17 protein-coding genes, 1 tRNA gene, 1 pseudogene and 1 riboswitch are annotated in these 16,902 nt (G+C 39.6%); of the genes and pseudogenes, 5 read left to right on the top strand and 14 right to left on the bottom strand.

What is annotated here, in order from left to right; all coding sequences use genetic code 11:
* Positions 1-5 precede the first annotated feature (5 nt).
* From QM917_RS01570 to QM917_RS01555, 4 genes are read left to right on the top strand one after another with little or no spacing between them, the layout of a single operon-like run.
* Complete coding sequence (locus QM917_RS01570) at positions 6-341, top strand: hypothetical protein (RefSeq protein WP_248035642.1); 336 nt, start codon at positions 6-8, stop codon at positions 339-341.
* A 26-nt stretch (positions 342-367) separates the two neighbouring features.
* Positions 368-910 (top strand): DUF3278 domain-containing protein, encoded by a 543-nt coding sequence (locus QM917_RS01565; RefSeq protein ID WP_414275851.1) that lies wholly within the window; start codon positions 368-370, stop codon positions 908-910.
* 10 nt (positions 911-920) lie between these two features.
* Positions 921-1,262 carry a hypothetical protein gene (locus QM917_RS01560; RefSeq protein ID WP_153225184.1) on the top strand — a complete coding sequence of 114 codons (342 nt, stop codon included), beginning with the start codon at positions 921-923 and terminating at the stop codon, positions 1,260-1,262.
* Between the two features lie 12 nt (positions 1,263-1,274).
* A complete protein-coding gene (locus tag QM917_RS01555; RefSeq protein WP_248035636.1) occupies positions 1,275-1,814 on the top strand; it encodes a DUF3278 domain-containing protein in 540 nt (179 codons plus the stop codon).
* 74 nt (positions 1,815-1,888) lie between these two features.
* Here the strand turns inward: QM917_RS01555 and QM917_RS01550 are convergent, their stop codons facing one another.
* From QM917_RS01550 to QM917_RS01530, 5 genes are all read right to left on the bottom strand, one after another.
* Entirely contained in the window at positions 1,889-2,785 is an 897-nt protein-coding gene (locus tag QM917_RS01550; protein ID WP_153225182.1) for a TDT family transporter, read from the bottom strand.
* A gap of 107 nt (positions 2,786-2,892) precedes the next feature.
* Positions 2,893-3,957 (bottom strand): acyl-CoA dehydrogenase family protein, encoded by a 1,065-nt coding sequence (locus QM917_RS01545; protein WP_414284499.1) that lies wholly within the window; start codon positions 3,955-3,957, stop codon positions 2,893-2,895.
* 14 nt (positions 3,958-3,971) lie between these two features.
* A complete protein-coding gene (locus QM917_RS01540) occupies positions 3,972-4,520 on the bottom strand; it encodes a carboxymuconolactone decarboxylase family protein (RefSeq protein ID WP_045763587.1) in 549 nt (182 codons plus the stop codon).
* A 225-nt stretch (positions 4,521-4,745) separates the two neighbouring features.
* Positions 4,746-5,924, bottom strand: coding sequence for a ryptide export MFS transporter (locus QM917_RS01535; RefSeq protein ID WP_414284498.1), 1,179 nt, complete (start codon positions 5,922-5,924; stop codon positions 4,746-4,748).
* Between the two features lie 244 nt (positions 5,925-6,168).
* Complete coding sequence (locus QM917_RS01530; RefSeq protein ID WP_414284496.1) at positions 6,169-7,491, bottom strand: alanine/glycine:cation symporter family protein; 1,323 nt, start codon at positions 7,489-7,491, stop codon at positions 6,169-6,171.
* Positions 7,492-7,581: 90 nt separating this feature from the next.
* A riboswitch (glycine riboswitch) is annotated at positions 7,582-7,670 on the bottom strand.
* Positions 7,671-8,076: 406 nt separating this feature from the next.
* Here QM917_RS01530 and QM917_RS01525 point away from each other — a divergent pair.
* Positions 8,077-8,259 (top strand): annotated as a pseudogene (locus QM917_RS01525) (helix-turn-helix domain-containing protein); the annotation flags it as partial.
* A 658-nt stretch (positions 8,260-8,917) separates the two neighbouring features.
* Here QM917_RS01525 and QM917_RS01520 read toward each other — a convergent pair.
* The 9 genes from QM917_RS01520 to vex3 form a co-directional block, all read right to left on the bottom strand.
* Positions 8,918-8,990: transfer RNA gene (locus QM917_RS01520), tRNA-Thr, on the bottom strand.
* 47 nt (positions 8,991-9,037) lie between these two features.
* A complete protein-coding gene (locus QM917_RS01515; RefSeq protein WP_414284494.1) occupies positions 9,038-9,499 on the bottom strand; it encodes a GNAT family N-acetyltransferase in 462 nt (153 codons plus the stop codon).
* A 38-nt stretch (positions 9,500-9,537) separates the two neighbouring features.
* A complete protein-coding gene (locus QM917_RS01510) occupies positions 9,538-10,323 on the bottom strand; it encodes an ABC transporter permease (RefSeq protein WP_414284493.1) in 786 nt (261 codons plus the stop codon).
* 1 nt (position 10,324) lies between these two features.
* A complete protein-coding gene (locus QM917_RS01505) occupies positions 10,325-11,143 on the bottom strand; it encodes an ABC transporter permease (RefSeq protein WP_414284491.1) in 819 nt (272 codons plus the stop codon).
* A 1-nt stretch (position 11,144) separates the two neighbouring features.
* Complete coding sequence (locus QM917_RS01500) at positions 11,145-12,137, bottom strand: ABC transporter ATP-binding protein (RefSeq protein ID WP_414284489.1); 993 nt, start codon at positions 12,135-12,137, stop codon at positions 11,145-11,147.
* Positions 12,138-12,418: 281 nt separating this feature from the next.
* Complete coding sequence (locus QM917_RS01495) at positions 12,419-13,300, bottom strand: class II fructose-bisphosphate aldolase (RefSeq protein WP_033688381.1); 882 nt, start codon at positions 13,298-13,300, stop codon at positions 12,419-12,421.
* A 144-nt stretch (positions 13,301-13,444) separates the two neighbouring features.
* Entirely contained in the window at positions 13,445-14,767 is a 1,323-nt protein-coding gene (gene vncS, locus QM917_RS01490) for a sensor histidine kinase VncS (protein WP_414284487.1), read from the bottom strand.
* Complete coding sequence (gene vncR / locus QM917_RS01485; RefSeq protein ID WP_414284485.1) at positions 14,764-15,420, bottom strand: response regulator transcription factor VncR; 657 nt, start codon at positions 15,418-15,420, stop codon at positions 14,764-14,766. The genes vncS and vncR overlap by 4 nt, the downstream gene beginning before the upstream one ends.
* 70 nt (positions 15,421-15,490) lie before the next feature.
* On the bottom strand, positions 15,491-16,870 hold the full coding sequence (vex3, locus tag QM917_RS01480; protein WP_414284483.1) for an ABC transporter permease subunit Vex3: 1,380 nt from the start codon (positions 16,868-16,870) through the stop codon (positions 15,491-15,493).
* Positions 16,871-16,902: the final 32 nt, after the last annotated feature.

The following is a 16,902-nucleotide window of genomic DNA, read 5'->3' as shown; positions in this document are numbered from 1 at the left end:
AGCTTATGAAATCACTAGTAACTTTACTTACCTATCATCTTTTGTTTGCTTCACTGCTCATCTTCATCATCGTTTCAGGGAACTTGCCCATCTACGATACAGTCCTTGTTCTTGTCTTTGTTCCAGCACTCAACAAAGGACTGACTTATCTAAAGATAGATTCCCAAAAAACGCGCATACTCAACTTAGCACTATTCTTTATGATTCTATCCTTTCTATCCTTACCACAACTGACGGTTATTTCAAACGATTGGAAATATTATCTATTGCTAACTATCGCTATCCTTTCTTCTATTACTTATCTTTATTATCTCTATCAATTCGTAAAAGAAACAAAATAACATCGTTCATTTAGGAGAAATTACCCATGAAAAAAGAACCCCTCTATGAAAAACTAATCAAACGTATCTATGGCATTTCAGGGCCACTTGATGAACACAAACGGCGCGAAGCTGAGCACATCGGAAATAAAATCTTTATGATTCTCTTTTACCTCATGACTTTAGGCAATCTTATTCCCTTTGTCCTTGCTTTTAGATATCCCCAAGTAGTCGCTTTTGGATATCCAATCATTATCTTTCTAATTTCCATGGTTTGTGCTATCTATGTCACTACTCAAACTAAAAAAACTGGTATTGCTGCTATCGATCCTGATATGTTGAGCCAGAAGGAAAAGAAACAGTTACGTAATCCTGGACTTAAAGCTGGTCTGGTTTATGGAATAGCCATGTTCTTTGGAATGCCACTTCTCAATATCCTAATGGATGATAGCAAAAGCTATCTTACCGCTCTTTTGAATACAAGAAGCATCTTGTCAACCATCGTTGCAGCCTTCTTTTTCGGATTAACAGTGCATATTGTCATCACTCTTCGTATTCAAAAAGCTAGAGAAGATCAAGACGACGATTAGGAGGAAACTTATGAAATCACTACAAACTTTAATTCTCAGTCATATTTTGGTCAGTATCTTTATGACAGTTTTCCTAGTTTATGGGCAGATTACGCGTCCTTTTCTGATCATCTTCCTCTTAGCCCTTCCTGTCTTGAACAAAGGACAAAGATTTCAGAAAATCACATCAAAAAAAATACGCCTCTTAAACGCATCACTCTGCTTTATCCTCGTATCTTTCCCACAACTGTTAACAAATTCTATGGATTGGAGATATCTATTATTTCTAACCATCTGTATCGTTTTTAGTCTAGTCTACTTCTATACTCTCTATCAACTCTTTAAAGAAGCTAATCAAAAACAAGGTTATTAAGAGGTCACTACCATGAAAAAAGAAGACTTAACCACTCGCTTAGTTCGAAATTTCTTTCATATACAAGGGCCTTTTGACGAATGCCGTCAAGAGGTCATCTATAAGGCTTGCGCCCGTTCCATGGTCCAAATCTTTTACTCTTCCTTCTTTCTCTTCCTGTTCTATCTTTTGTTTGGACGCTTTATAGAGATGGTTCGAATGGCTATGCCCTATCTCTACTTCTTGATGATTTTTACCCTCAGTCTCAAGGCAAGATATTCTACTAGAGGGCTTCACTTAGAAGATGATGATCAATCCGAGATTCCACAAATCACTTACAGCAAGCGTCAAATCAAGTTAAGAAGTTGGTTAGTTGGAACTAGCATCCCAACTCTCTACTTATTTATCCTATTTTCCAAAAAAGTACTTCTTGAAAATCACTCCATTACAGATTTCTTCTTGCAGTTTCTAGAACTCAAAATGATCGCATTTTTCCTATTAGTAGGACTCGGAGTAGGATCAATCTTCGGTACTATGACTTATTATTTTTTATCCGAACATGAAGAGCAGTAGGAGAAAGCTGAACTAATTGATTGTTTCTATGCTCGACAACAAACCCCTAACACTTCTCAGTGCTAGGGGCTTTTTTAGTTTCTTAAATACCGCATATATTCTACTAATACATAGACAAGAATCGTTAAACAAATGATAATCTCTAACCAAACGAGAAAGTTAAGGACTGGAAACTGCAGAATGCCTTGGGCCATTTTCAATGAAGTTGCTGTGATGATAGTTGGGAAGGTTAGGGCTGAAAAAGCTGGTTGAAATCCCTGTTTTAAAATCCTTGGTAAACGACTGAGAACAAAGAAAAAGAAAGTCTGTGAGGCAAGGATCATGACTAGCAAAATCCAGCCATGAAGTCCTGAACCTCCGATCCGAACGAGTGCTGCTAACAGTAGAGAAAAGGGAGCACAATAGATTCCTTCTTGCCCCAGTAAAGCCCGTGGCAATGGATTACTTTTCAAATCTTGATAAATCAGAGGATAAAGGAAAAGGGTTAAGGTAAAGCCAAAAATCCAAGCGCCATAGGCAATCTCGACTATGCCCACCACTGGGTAGGTCAAGCTTGCTACTGCTATCCCTACATAAAGAACTGTCCAACTTGGCGTTGCGCTCGTTCTTGGTTTAGTCTGCACATAATTTTTAGTGAAGTAGATGATTAAACCTACATCCAGTAGAAAGGCAAACCACCAAAGAGCTTGTGCTATGATACTCATACTCGTAGGTAAGATTCGCTGTAAGTAGGTTGATAAAATCATCCCTGCCATGGGAAAGGTCGCCATTCCCGATAATAGAGGAGCTTTCTTAAGTTCTTGCTGGCTTTCTTGCCAATCACTAAGATGACTGTATAAAAAATAAAACCATAAAATCAAGCCTGACAAACTAAAGACGTGCGATAATAGTGGAAAAATATCCAATATGAGATTGCCTGCTCCAGCCAATCCCAATAAGCACCCTGAAAAGGCCAAGGGGAGTTTTTTCATGTGAACCTCCAATAGTCATGTTATTATCAGTATAGCATAAAAGCGCTTAAATGAAGGATAAAAAACGAAGTTTAAAAAGATAAACCTCGTTTTTATTTTCTTTATTTTTAGTTTGTCGCTAGAATATGTCGCAATTGCACAGCACTAGGAGAAACAATTGGTAAAAATGCGCCTTCATTCCAACGACGTATGAAACCGGATGTCGATTTACTAAAGTATCCTCTACCGCCACCAGCTTGTAGTTCTAACAAGAGACTTTGGGCAACAACATCAACAATATCGATTCGTAACTGGAATAGTTCACGCGGATTTTTAACGAAATAGGACTCTTCAGATAGTCCTTGATAGAGAGAATGTCGAATATCATCTAACTGTTCGACCTGATGTTGCCATTCTTCCTTCAAGACACCTCGTTTCCCCAATTCTTTTTCGACTTCTGAGAGTGAACGTTCAGCCAAACCAAAGGCTAGGCCAAATTGGTAGCCTAAAAAGGCTGGACGATTTTGCGCTAAAAATTGATGAGCATCCCTCGATAGAATCCACTCTTCCTTTAAAGGGACCTTGTTAAAAGTCAGGGCTGCTGTATTCCCTCCTTGGAGAGAGACAAATTCCAAATCTTCGGAACGACTAAAGTTTTCTGCGTCCGATGGTACGGCTACTACATAACTTTTACTCGAGTCATCTGCAAATCCTGCTACAAAAATAGTGAGGAAGCGATCCTTACGAGCATTGGTTACCCAAGGAAGTCGTCCTTTTAGGTAATAATTCCCATTTTCTTCAAGGATACGAACATTTAGTTCCTCTAAGTCAGATAGATACTTGACCGCATTAGATAAGGCCGTAGCACCTGCATATTCTCCTGATAAGAGTTTTTCCAAGTAAACTTCTTTGAAGTAAGCATTATCAGTATGAAGAATATTGTCTATTAAAGTTCGTTGCCCCCATGAGATAAAGGAAGCTGTTAAGGAATGTTGAGCGAGTTCTGCAAGGATATCGATAACATCTTGATCACTTCCACCTAGCCCTCCAAGAACTTTTGGTACTCCTACACGAAAGGCACCTTCTGCAGCAATTTTCTCAATCAGCTCTTCTCCAGCTTGACATGATTTTTTGTCAATTTCATCAGCGTGCTGGTCTAACCAGCTTAAAAATTCTTCTGAAAAAAATCCCATACTTTGTCCTCCTCTTATGCATAAGGTTGTAATTCTGGATTAATCGGTGTGTTAGCTAGGTTGTTGGCATAGTTACAAAGACTTGCTAGACTGACACCGAGAACGACATCCAAGGCATTTTCTTGTGTATAGCCTGCTTCAAGAAATTCTCCAAGAGCTTCATCTCCTACGCGCCCTTTGGTATTGATAACTGCCAAGGTAAACTTAGCTAGGGTATCCAGCTTAGGATCGCTTTCGATTGGAGTACGATTGCGAAGAGCTTGAAGTAGGTCATCATTCATCTGGATTTGCTTGATAGAAAAGGCTGTATGTCCAGCGACGCAGAAGGCGCAACCATTAGTTACGGCTGCAGTGATTTGCACCACTTCGCGCTCTACAGGTGTTAGACTGTTGCGACGGTTAATAGCGCCAACAGTGCGATAAGCCTCTAGGGCTGTAGGGGCATTGGCCAAAAGACCGATAAGATTTGGGATATAGCCATTGTTGTCCTTTTGTACCGTTTCAAGAACTTCTTTCACTTCTGCTGGTGCTGATTCTACTGTGTGGATAGTAAATGTTGTCATAAGGGGACCTCTTTTCATTTTGTAATTAAATAGTTTCTGCGAAAATCTTACGAAGTCTCATCAGCCTATTGAACAAATCCTTGCCTTGATTGATGAGTCATTAGCTTTTCGTTGACAATAAGTCTAACACAGAATCTATACCTTGCATAATATATATTTTAAATTGCACTGATAAAAAATTTTTATGAAAACAAAAAAATCACACCAGAGGTGTGATCATAACTGTTAATTTATCTGATGCTTGTTTCTTAAAACTAAGATGGCCTCTACCAGCAAGCAGGATATAGCCAGGCCAAAACCAGTAAATACACCAAAATATTCTGTGATAGAACTCATTAGAAAAACAGAGGCAGAAAAGGCCAAGGTAGAGACAACTTCAATAACGGAGTAAAGATTTACAAGTTCCTTCTCATCAACCGATTCCTGTAATAATACGCTCTCAGGGACTTCCTTAATCTGAGATAGAAAACCAATTACGAGAGATAGGAAGAGAAAAGCAGGTGGATTTGGAAATAACACTATCAAGAGTGTTACTAGTGCTGTCGTTATTAAAGAAAAGGTCATAGTCTGATATTTATAGGTAACAACTTTCTCAGCTAGACGGAAGACAATAGCTCCTCCCAAGATAATCCCCAAGGAATAAGCCGTATTGACATAACCCCAATAGCTTTCTGACTGATGTAAAATTTCAGTCACAAAAACAAGTAAAACAGAAGATACCCAAATAGCATTGGCTTGGATTTCTAAGAGATTAGCCTGGACAATAAGGCGTAATCTTGATTTTTTAACCACCAGTCTCCAACCTTTTGTGAGCGTCTCAAGACTTGTTTCAGAGGACACCTCTTCTTTTTCTACAAGTGGTAAACCGAACATCAAAATCGTAGAAATTGTAAACAAGGCTAACACAATGAGCAGGCTAGGCTTCATTCCCAGACTCGCAAATAAGAAGCCTCCTAAGCCCCAACCAACGAGTTGCACACTTTCTCCACTCATAGAGATAGCTGCATTTGCTTTAGCTAAATCACTTGCATAGCGTGGAACAATCGCATAGGAAACAGGTGTTGCAAAACCATCCAAAATGGAGATTAAAGTGACAATAGCGTATAAAAGAGGGATAGAGATATTTCCAGTGTACTTGAGGAGAAAAACCAAAATCGCTAGCAGAATTGTCTTACCAAATTGAGTCAAGAAAAGAACACGATTTAAAGCTAATCTCTTTGTTACTAACGGAACTAAGAAACTGGCTAAAAAGGAGGATAGACCAATCAGAATTGGCACTAGGGAGGTTGAAATGACCGAACCAGATAAGACAAACACATTTGCAATCACAATGACTCTAAAAAAGACATCTGCTAGATTCGCTATCCCTTGTGAAATCACTAATTTTTGAATATCTTTTGACATAAACACCTCCTGTTTATTTCTCTTTCGCATATATATGGAGCAAGATAGGTCAGAATAAAAACAGATTTATGCTGACTATTATACAATAAATAATAGTGCAAATAAATGACATCATTAAAAATGTACTATTGAATTTCATTCATCTTATGACATAAAACAAAAGACTAGCCCTAGAAGTGAAAAAAAGCCAGCATCTCACAAACAAATGCTAGCATTTTCATTAAATGGAAAGATCAATCTTACATTATTTATCAAAATATTTCTTAGTCTCAGCGATAACGACTGGAGACAAGGCTAAGAGGGCAATCAAGTTTGGCAGTGCCATGAGAGCATTGACAATATCTGCAATAATCCAAACCATATCCAACTCAATGAAGCCACCCAGTAAGACCATGGCAACAAAGACCACACGATAGAGCCAGATAAAGCGAACACCAAAGAGAAACTCAAAACAACGCTCTCCATAATAGTTCCAACCCAAAATCGTGGTAAAGGCAAAAAGTACCAAGAAGATTGTTAGAAGAGCAGGTCCAAAGAAAGAAAAGACTGTAGAAAAAGCTGACTGAGTCAAAGCAACTCCATTCAAATCACCGTTCCAAACACCAGTCACCAAGATGGTCAAACCAGTCAGGGTACAGATGATCAAAGTATCAATAAAGGTACCTGTCATGGAAATCAAACCTTGCTCCACTGGCTCATTTGTCTTGGCTGCTGCAGCCGCAATAGGAGCTGAACCCAAGCCAGATTCATTTGAGAAGACACCACGCGCTACACCATTTTGGATAGCAGTTCGAATACTGGCTCCAGCGAACCCTCCGACTGCAGCTACTGGACTAAAAGCTGATGTAAAGACCAAGGCCAGAGTTGCAGGGATTTTCTCGATATTAAAGAGAATAACTGTCAAGGTTCCCAAGATATAGACAATAGCCATAAAGGGAACAACTGTAGTTGACACCTTTGAAATAGACTTGAGCCCACCAAAGACTGCGATCCCCACGAAAATAGATAAAACAAGTGCAGTAATTGTCGGATCAATACTAGCCGTATTTTGAACGGATTCTGTAATGGAATTCACCTGGGTAAAAGTACCAATCCCTAAAAGTGCAACCAATACTCCAGCTATAGCAAAAAAGATTGCAAGAGGGCGCCACTTTTCTCCCATCCCTAGAAGGATATAGTGCATCGGTCCTCCTGCGATAGCGCCATTTTCATCCTTACTCCGATATTTGATAGCCAGTAAGCCCTCTGCATACTTTGTTGCCATTCCAAAGAAAGCAGCCACCCACATCCAGAAGAGGGCACCAGGACCTCCCACCTTGATGGCTGTTGCCACCCCGATGATATTTCCTGTACCAACAGTTGCTGCTAGGGCTGTACACAAGGCAGCAAAGCTCGAAACATCACCATGTCCCTTGTCTTTGGTAAAAATAAGCTGGAAGGCCTTAGGGAGACGCAAAATTTGTAAAAGCCCTAAACGAAGAGTCAAGTAAATCCCAGTACCAACCAATAAGATCAAAAGGGGTGGTCCCCATACCAGAGTATCCAGCTCTTTTAGCAAATTTAACATACCATTCTCCTATCTATTCAACCCCAAAAGAAAGAGCACATGTTAAAAACATGTACTCTGGAATGCATCGATAAATGCCAAAAAGCGCTCTATCATTGCTCTGTCCTTTTACCTGAGAGTTTGAGCAGTTGCCTGCCTTGCCCCTTCGGTGCCTTTACGGTCTCTCCAGAGTTCCGTCCATTTACAGTCATGGAGCATCAAGGGATTCTCCACTTCTATTAAACTTCATTCGGTGTTGTATTTAATTTTTCTTATTTTACAAGAAAATTTAGCTCTTGTCAATTATTTTCAGAACATTTTATTATAATTTTCATGATTTTCGCTTTACTGAAAATTCTATAATGAAGTTAGCCATCCAGCCCTCCTCAAAATTGGATGCTTCAACTAGCTTATAGCTAGTACTCGATTTCATTTGATAAGAGGCTTGATGATGTTAGGCTGGTGTCCAAGGCTAAGACTAGCCTTGCTTTAGCTGACAAAACAACTTCAAGGGGTCCTCTTGTCACATGAAAGCTCTTATAGGCATAAGAAAACAGCTCTGTGTTATACTTATTGTTCAACCACAAACACAAGAAAGGCACAGAGATTCAAAATCATTGTACTACAAAAGCCAAACATTTGACAATCGATAGCCGTCGGTTAATCGAACGATGGAAAAAAGGGAAATCAAATAGAGAAATTGCCTCTCTACTTGGAAAAACTCCTCAAACTATCCATACTGAAATCAAGCGTGGGACAGTCCTACAATGTGTTGGAATAGGGCGCTTCTAAAAGGTTTATTCTGCCGACTATGCTCAACAGTCTTATGAAAGTGTTGGCATTAAAAAATCCTCACACATCACGCAAGGAAATCGATATATCAAGCAAGCTTTGACTATGTCGGGATTGATTGCAGCAAATTCTAAGGATCCAGCTTTTTCTTCTTTTTACAATCGAATTTCCCAAATAGGAAGCAAGATGAAAGCCATCATTACTTGCGCCCATAAGATTCTCATACTCTTCGAAAATCTCTTCAAACTGCGTCAACGTCGCCTTGCCGTATATATGTTACTGACTTCGTCAGTTTCATCTGCAACCTCAAAACAGTGTTTTGAGCTGACTTCGTCAGTTCTATCTACAACCTCAAAGCAGTGCTTTGAGCAACCTGCGGCTAGTTTCCTACTTTGCTCTTTGATTTTCATTGAGTATCAGAATCATTTCTCCACCAAATAGACTTATCAAAAAGAAAAGGCGCTAGGACTGAGGAAACAGTTCTAACGCCCAAACTAAAAAAATTTCAATTACAGTATAGCACAGGAAGTGATTTTTTGCGCTTTTTACTGTTTTTTTCAAATAAAATACTAAATTATTTTTAAAAATCAACTTGTGATAATTGCCTTCAAATAAACATTCTGAATTTTCTTTGTCTTTCTTTACATTTCTAAAATGCCGATTGCAGGGATCGAACCTGTGACCTTCGCGTTACGAGTGCGGTGCTCTACCAACTGAGCTAAATCGGCGATTCCACTTATAGTATAGCACTATAAGGACGGATGTCAAGGGATTCTTAACCTATCTTTTTAATCAAAATCTGACAAGGATTTTGGAGTCCCCACAGTTGTGGAAAAATCTCTAATTTTTTAAAGCCAAGACTGCGATAAAAGACATTTGTTCGGTCATAATCTTTATTAGAGCCTTCTGCCACTGTTTTGACCTGCAGATAATCAACGTTTTTGCGAGCTTCACTCTCTAAAGTAGCAAGCAATTGACTACCAATTCCCCTGCCTTGATGAGCTTTTTTTACACCGAGACAATCAATCTCTGCACAATCTTCACTTGAATAGGACAAGCTTACAAAGCCAAGCAAATCACTCTCCTGAAAGGCGGCCCACACCTTCAAGTCCTTGGCTCCTTCGATGTAGGCTTGCGTGCTTTCTGGTATTCCAAACCATTCTGGCAAATCCTTTAAAACCTCAGCGACAACTGCCATTTTTTGATCTTCATCCTTGACTGCTTCAATTACAAACATTATAAGTGCCTTTCTTGATTTTTGTCTTACTTTACCTCTTACGAACCCGCACTTTCGTAGGCATCCAAGCCCCTATCCCAGAGTTTAAGGGAAATTACAAAGAAAATAAGGGAAATTAACATCAAACCTCCTATGTTAAAGAACACATCCTTATCCTGCAAGAAATAGCTGGCAGGATAGTAGGCTGTAAAGGCAAATGGCACGATAAAGCTAATCAACCATCGAAGAAGCGAATTGTAAATGGAAATAGGATACTTGGCAAAGTCATTAAACATATAGAAAATGTAAATCATAGCGCCTGACTGCTTGGTCCAAAAAGCGATGCTGGCTGTGGCAATTTTCAAGGAAGTGTAGATCAAGGTCGCAAAAGGAATACAGACTAGGAAAAGCAAGAATTTTGGAAGAGTCCAAGCAATGCTTGATACTGTTGTCGCTAGTAAAATTCCACCGACCAATAGTTCACCCAAGGCATCAATCTGAAAGGTCTCAACAAGGATATGGAAGAGAGGATTGATGGGACGCGTCAAGTACTTATCAAACTCACCCTTTCTCACCAAGCGTTGTCCCAGTGCCCAGAGATTGTCAAAAAAGAGATGGTCCAAGCCCTTGGGAATCAAGGAAAAACCATAGATAAAGGCGATTTCTTGAAAAGTCCAACCTTCTAGTGATGGAATGTGTTGAAAGATGACATTGAGAAATAGGAGGTTCAAGCCTTGAGTTAGAAAAACTCCCAGCACACCAACCACAAAATCCACCTTGTATTCCATGATTTGTTTGATGTATTGTCTAATAAAAATCAGATGCATGCGTTGATATTTTTTCATACTAACCTCCCTGAATAGTGATGAATGACTGGACTCGCTTCCAAATCAACTGAGACAAGCCCACCATCACTATAAGCCAGAAAAACTGAAGCAAAAGTGCTTGAAGAATCTGACTGGTATCGTATTTCCCAACAATAATCATGACCGGAGTGTAAATTAAGGATGAAAATGGCAATAAGGAGAGAATATCTGAAACCACCTTTGGAAAGAAAGCCAAGGGAATCAAACTGCCAGACATAAAGGCCACTATGGAAGTCTTAAGTAGGTTGGAACCCCAAAGATTTTTAAACACAAAGGCTGAAAAACCAAAACAGATATTAAAGAAAAAGTTAATCAGATAAGCCAGAGTTAAGCTAAAGAGGTAAAGGACAGTTAATCCCAGCACTTCTACAATACCTTGCCCAGATAAGATTTTCATCAAAACAATGACACTTAAAAATGGCAGTCCAACAGAGATAAAAATCAACCACTTGGAACCAAGCTCGGTAAAGAGATAGGAGGCCGCAAAATGCACTGGTCGCAACAAACGCATGATAATAGAGCCATCTTTTACCTCATCACCTATCATAAAGGAGCTATCAGACCTGGTCAACAGATTGGTCACAAAACTCATGATAATGTAGAGGGTGATATCTGCCATACTGAAGCCCTGAATCAAAGACTCTTGCGAGGAGTCAAAGACTGCCTTCCAGAGATAAAAGGCCACAAAAGCCCCCATGACATCGCCTATCCGATAGAGAATAAAGTTGACTCGGTAGGTAATCAACTCCTGAACTCCTGCATTGATAAAGGGTTTATAACGTCTCCACAATTTGACCATCTTAGAGCTCCTTTCGGTAGAAGCGACGGATAATATCCTCAATATCCGTATCCATCATCTTCAAATCGCGAATCTCAAAATCAGACAAGGTTTGCTTGATAATATCAGCCGACTGGTAGCGGGAACTATCAAATTCAATATTGAGGCTATTTCCTTGTCTATCAATTGTCATATCCGAAGAGCCTTCATAGTGAGAAAGGAGATGACTTTGACCTGGTAGCAGTTCAAAGGAGAGAGTCTTCATCTTGCCAAAAGTCTCCTTGAGCTGGCTAACCGTTCCATCAAAAATCTCCTGCCCCTTGTCAATCATAAAAATCCGATCACAAAGTTGCTCAATGTCGCTTAGGTCGTGAGTAGTCAAGAGAATGGTTGTTTCTTCCTCTTGATTGATCTGGGTGATAGCACGTCGAATGTTATCCTTGACCGACACATCCAAACCAATAGTCGGTTCATCTAAAAAGAGAACTTTGGGATTGTGAAGCAAGGAAGCTGCAATGTCCGCCCGCATCCGTTGACCTAGTGAAAGAGTCCGCACAGGATCCTTGATAAATTCCTTCAAATCCAAAACTTCATTCAAAAAGTCCATACGCTTATGGAAAAGCGAGTCTGGCACATCGTAAATCTCCTTCAAGACCGTGTAGGTTTCTTGCAGTGCCAAATCCCACCATAGCTGGGTACGTTGTCCGAAAACGACTCCAATATCCTTGACATAATCTTGGCGATTGTCCTGTGGAATCTTGCCGTTAATCCGACAAAAACCAGATGTCGGTTTTAAAATCCCTGTCAGCATTTTGATGGTTGTTGACTTCCCAGCACCATTTGCCCCGATAAATCCTAAAATCTGCCCTTTTGGAACTTCAAAAGTCAAATCCTTGACCGCTTCAAAGGTCTGCTTTTCAGGATGAATAAAGGAGCGCAAAGCTCCCTTTAACCCCGGCTCCTTAACTGTCTTCATAAAATTCTTCTGAAGATGTTCCACTTCTATCATTGCCATATTGATCTCCCTAGCGTAAGGAATAGCAACATTGTATTTTTGACTACAAATATTCTAAATCCTTACTTTCTACACCTTCTCAATATTATTACAGAAGGATTTATACCAACCTATTATAGTCCAATAAAAAACAGAATGCAAGCGTTTGCCTGTAGATTCTGAAATTAGAGATTTCTCTCTTAAAATGAAACTTTTAATCAAAAATTCTGTTAAATAGTTTCCTTAAGACACCAAAAAACCTGCCAAAAGGGGCAGGTTTCATTTTGTATTGTTCAGCTAGATTAAGCTTTACCTTCTGAACCGAATACGTCGATACGTTCTTCAACTGATGCTTGGATAGCTTTTACACCGTCAGCCAAGAATTTACGTGGGTCGAAGAGTTTCTTCTTGTCGTATTCTGCTTCGTTTGCTTCGTAGTCACGAGCAAATTTACGAGTTGCGTTAGCGAATGCGATTTGGCATTCAGTGTTAACGTTAACTTTAGCAACACCAAGTTTGATAGCTGCTTGGATTTGCTCATCAGGAATACCTGATCCACCGTGCAATACGATTGGGAAGCCTGGAAGAGCTTCTGTCAATTTTTGCAAGTGGTCAAGGTCAAGACCTTCCCAGTTTGCAGGGTAAGGACCGTGGATGTTACCAATACCAGCTGCCAAGAAGTCAATACCAGTTGCAACCATTGCTTTAGCGTCTTCGATTGGAGCCAATTCACCTTTACCGATGATTCCGTCTTCTTCACCACCGATAGTACCAACTTCAGCTTCTACTGAGATACCTTTAGCGTGTGCTTTTTCAACAACGTCTTTAGCCAATTTAAGGTTTTCTTCAACTGGAAGGTGTGAACCGTCAAACATGATTGAAGTGTAACCAACTTCGATACACTCAAGTGCATCTTCGTAGTGACCGTGGTCAAGGTGGATAGCTACTGGTACAGTGATACCCATTGATTCTACAAGGTTAGCGATCAAGTTGCGAGCAACTTTGTAACCACCCATGTATTTAGCAGCACCCATTGAAGTTTGGATCAAAACTGGAGCTTTTTTAGCTTCTGCTGCGCGCAAGATAGCTTGAGTCCACTCAAGGTTGTTTGTATTAAATCCACCAACTGCATAACCGTTGTCACGAGCTGCTTGGACAAATTTTTCTGCTGAAACGATTGCCATTTTATCAGGCCTCCTGTATATTTTTATGGGACATCCCATTTACATTGTTCATTTTATCACTTTTTAGCAAAAAAAGCTAGTTTTTCCCGTGGTTTCGATTGAATTTCTTCTATTTTCAGATATGTAAACCTTTTCCCACTTAGTCTAATACTTGTTCTGAGGCAGGTTCATGTAAAATACCAAGTGGTCGTTATATCTTTCGAAACGATAGTCGATTTCTTCGTTTTCTAATAAACTTTTAACTACGAAAAGTCCCAAGCCAGCTCCTTTACTTTGTCGACTAGACGCCGTAAAGGATTGTTCAAATTTATCTTGTTCCTCAGATGTACAGGTGTTTTCGATAAAGATCCAACCATCTTTTTCTCCAATTTTTAGATAACCTCCTTGGACAGAGTGTTTCACCGCATTACTGATAAGATTGGAAAGAATCAACTTGAGTACCGAAGGATTTAGATAAGTTTGCTGGTTAGTCAGTTGATTTTCTATAGAGATTTCTCTCTCTTTGGCTAACAAGTCATAGTCCTTCAATAGAAGATTTGTCATATCTAGAAGATTGATTTCTTCCTTCTTATCTCGCAATTCCTGTACCGAAGAAAGAGATAGGATTTGCTGGACATGGTGAGTCAAATCATCCACAATACCCAAAGAAACTCCCAGATAATGGTCACGATCTTTATAGCGACCAATATTAGCTTGCATATTCTCCAGAAGAATCTTCAGGCTAGCAAGAGGTGTCTTGAGTTCATGGGAAGCACCTCGCAAAAACTCAACCTTCATTTTTTCTAGTTGGAGGATGGCTTCATTCTTTTCATGTAAGTCCGCAATCACAGTCAAGAGATGCTGATAAAGGCTGTTGATTTGTTCTTTAAGATCGCCAATTTCATCCTTAGAATCCACGCGCAACCTCACTTCTGCATCCAAATCCATCATCCGTCGAGTCACTCGTTTGATTTCCAAAATAGGAGCAACAATGGTTCTAGCATAGATAAAGGCGATGAGGAGCGAAACGATGAAAGACGCTAATAAAGTATAAGGCAGAAATTGAAGACTGATGTCTTCTGCTTCTTTCTGCAAATCCATAGAAGCCAAGAATTGCAATGTCATCGTCTGACCATCCTTAGTTTGAACTTCTCTTTCCTCAATAACCAAGGAGGCTGTTTGTCGTTCTTTATCAATGGGAAGATTATCATTGACTTCCAACTTATCCTGAGTCATCTCTCCCTTAACAGCTCCCTTAATATCACTGCTTTTAGAATAAAGTTCAAGGACTTCCTGAATAGCTTGACTGTCCTTTCCTTGGAGAGTTTGGGCAATTTCTGTAGCCTTTTGCCCGATGCTTTCCTGACGGTGACTGAGATAGGTCGGAGGAAAGAGGAAATAGATGGCCAAATGCAAACAAATGACCAAGGTAGAAAATACCGAGAAGGTATAGATAAAAATTTTTTTAAATAAACCTGAACGTCTCATTTTCTCTCCAATTTATAACCAACATTGCGCACGGTAAGAATACAGTCTAAATCCAATTTTTTCCGTAATTCCTTGATATAGACATCGATCACTCTGTCAAAAGGGATCTCATCTGTCGTCTTCCAAACAGCATCGATGATCTGCACTCGAGTTAAGGCTCGGCCTTCATTTTTAACTAGATAGTCTAGGATTTCCAATTCTTTTGCATTAACAGGAACATTTTGGCCTGCCACTGTGGCACTATAGCTTTCAAAGTCTACCTTAGTATCCTTATAGGTAAAGGTACGACCGGTATCATAATAACGTTTAAAAATAGCATCCACCCGAACCTTCAACAAAGAAAGGGAAAAAGGCTTTTCCAGATATCCATCTGCTAGTGAGGCAAAGGCACTCATTTTATACTCTTCGTCTTGAAAGGCTGTCAACATCAAGACTGGAACTTGGCTGGTCTTACGAATTTCTGACAAGACCTCTAAACCATTGAGTTTCGGCATCTGAATATCTAAGAGAACTAGGGCAACTTGGTGATTTGAAAATTGTTCCAAGGCTTCTTGACCATCTGCAGCCTGAATGGTTTTATAGCCACAATCCGCCAAGTAATCACTAATTCCCTCACGGATCATGTCTTCATCTTCTACAATTAGAATATTCATATAAATCCTTTTCTATCAAAAATGCTACCTATATTATATCTCATTTGAGTGAGAATAGGTAGCAGGTTTTTTATTCACTATCCAACAAGAGTTCTTTTGGTTGTTTAAAGAGGAGATTGCTTGAAGCAAGTGCCATAACTAATACTACCAATACCAAACCAAGTACAAAGATGATGGCAAAGTCTGAAGGTTGAATAGAAATATCCAAACTTGAAAGAGTCTTGCTAAAGCCGTCAACTTCTGCACCACCACCAAGATTGGAAGCTTGGGCTGCCTTACTTGCCTGTTTAGCCACATCTGATGTGACATTGGCAAGAACTGTGTTCCCAATAGCACGAGCTGTGTAATTAGCTAAGAAGTAGGCTGAAATGAGAGCTGGAATTGCAATCATAACTGCTTCTGTGATAAATTGTCCTAGAATACTTGCTTGTTTAAGACCAATTGAAAGGAGAATTCCAACTTCTTTACGACGGGCGTTAATCCATAGTGTCAGTAAGAGAGCAAGTAGTAGAACAGAGAAGCTTAAGCTACCCCAGAAGAGAAGATTAGCCATCTTGTACATGCCTGAGATAGATTGTTCAAGGGCAGGATAGTTAGATGAACTCTTAATCAAGCTATACATCTTCCAGTTGATGCCGTTGATAGACCCTAATTCTTGCATGACACTATCTAGATTCTTATCTCCAGCTACAAAGAAGGTAGCATCTCCATAAATAGCTGTATCTTCTGTATAACCATAGAGTTGGGCTGCTGTGTGAATATCTGTTATAGCTGTATTCTCATAAAGTTCTTGTGAGTAGGTCACAGCAGATTTGTTATGTCCATCAAAAAGTCCTTTGATCGTTACTTCTACTGTTTCCTTGGCTCCTTTTTCATTATCTGCATCGTAGATATTGGAGTTCAGTTTGACCTTATCTCCTACCTTCCAGCCATGTTTAGCAGCCAAGTCTTTGTGCATGAGAATCTGGTACTTGTCGTCATTGGTTAAATGCTCACCTTCGACCAGCTTGTAAGAGCCTGATACAAACTTATCTTCCTTAGAAGAGTCATTGACACCTGTTATCATCAAACTACTTCCAAAACGCTGAGCTCGATCTGGCGTTAGATTTTTCTTGGTTTCAGGTGTCTCAATCAATTCGTAGCCTGTTAAATCACCAATAGCATTGATCCGTTTGATGTAAGATTCGATGGCCTTATTTTCAGTAATTTTTTTGATATCTTCACCCTTGATATTCCCTGCACCACGTGGAGTTCCTTGATTAACCCTGCGGTTGATTTGCATGGAGAAACTATTGGTGATATTTTTAAAGGTTTCTTGAGAAGCCTTGGCTGTCGCACCCTTGATAGACAAGCCGACCAAACTCAAACTAGCCATCAAGAGAATGATAAGAAAGATCACAATAGACTTAAAAAATTTTCTTGTGACATAGGCAAATGCGTTGTGTAACATAAGATTCCTTTCTAGATTTACTTCAGTTTTTA

Origin of the sequence: Streptococcus infantis (assembly GCF_047460685.1) — a bacterium.
Lineage (GTDB): Bacteria > Bacillota > Bacilli > Lactobacillales > Streptococcaceae > Streptococcus > Streptococcus infantis_AD.
Note: the sequence above shows the minus strand (reverse complement) of the source record. Positions and strands in the feature narration are given on the sequence as shown.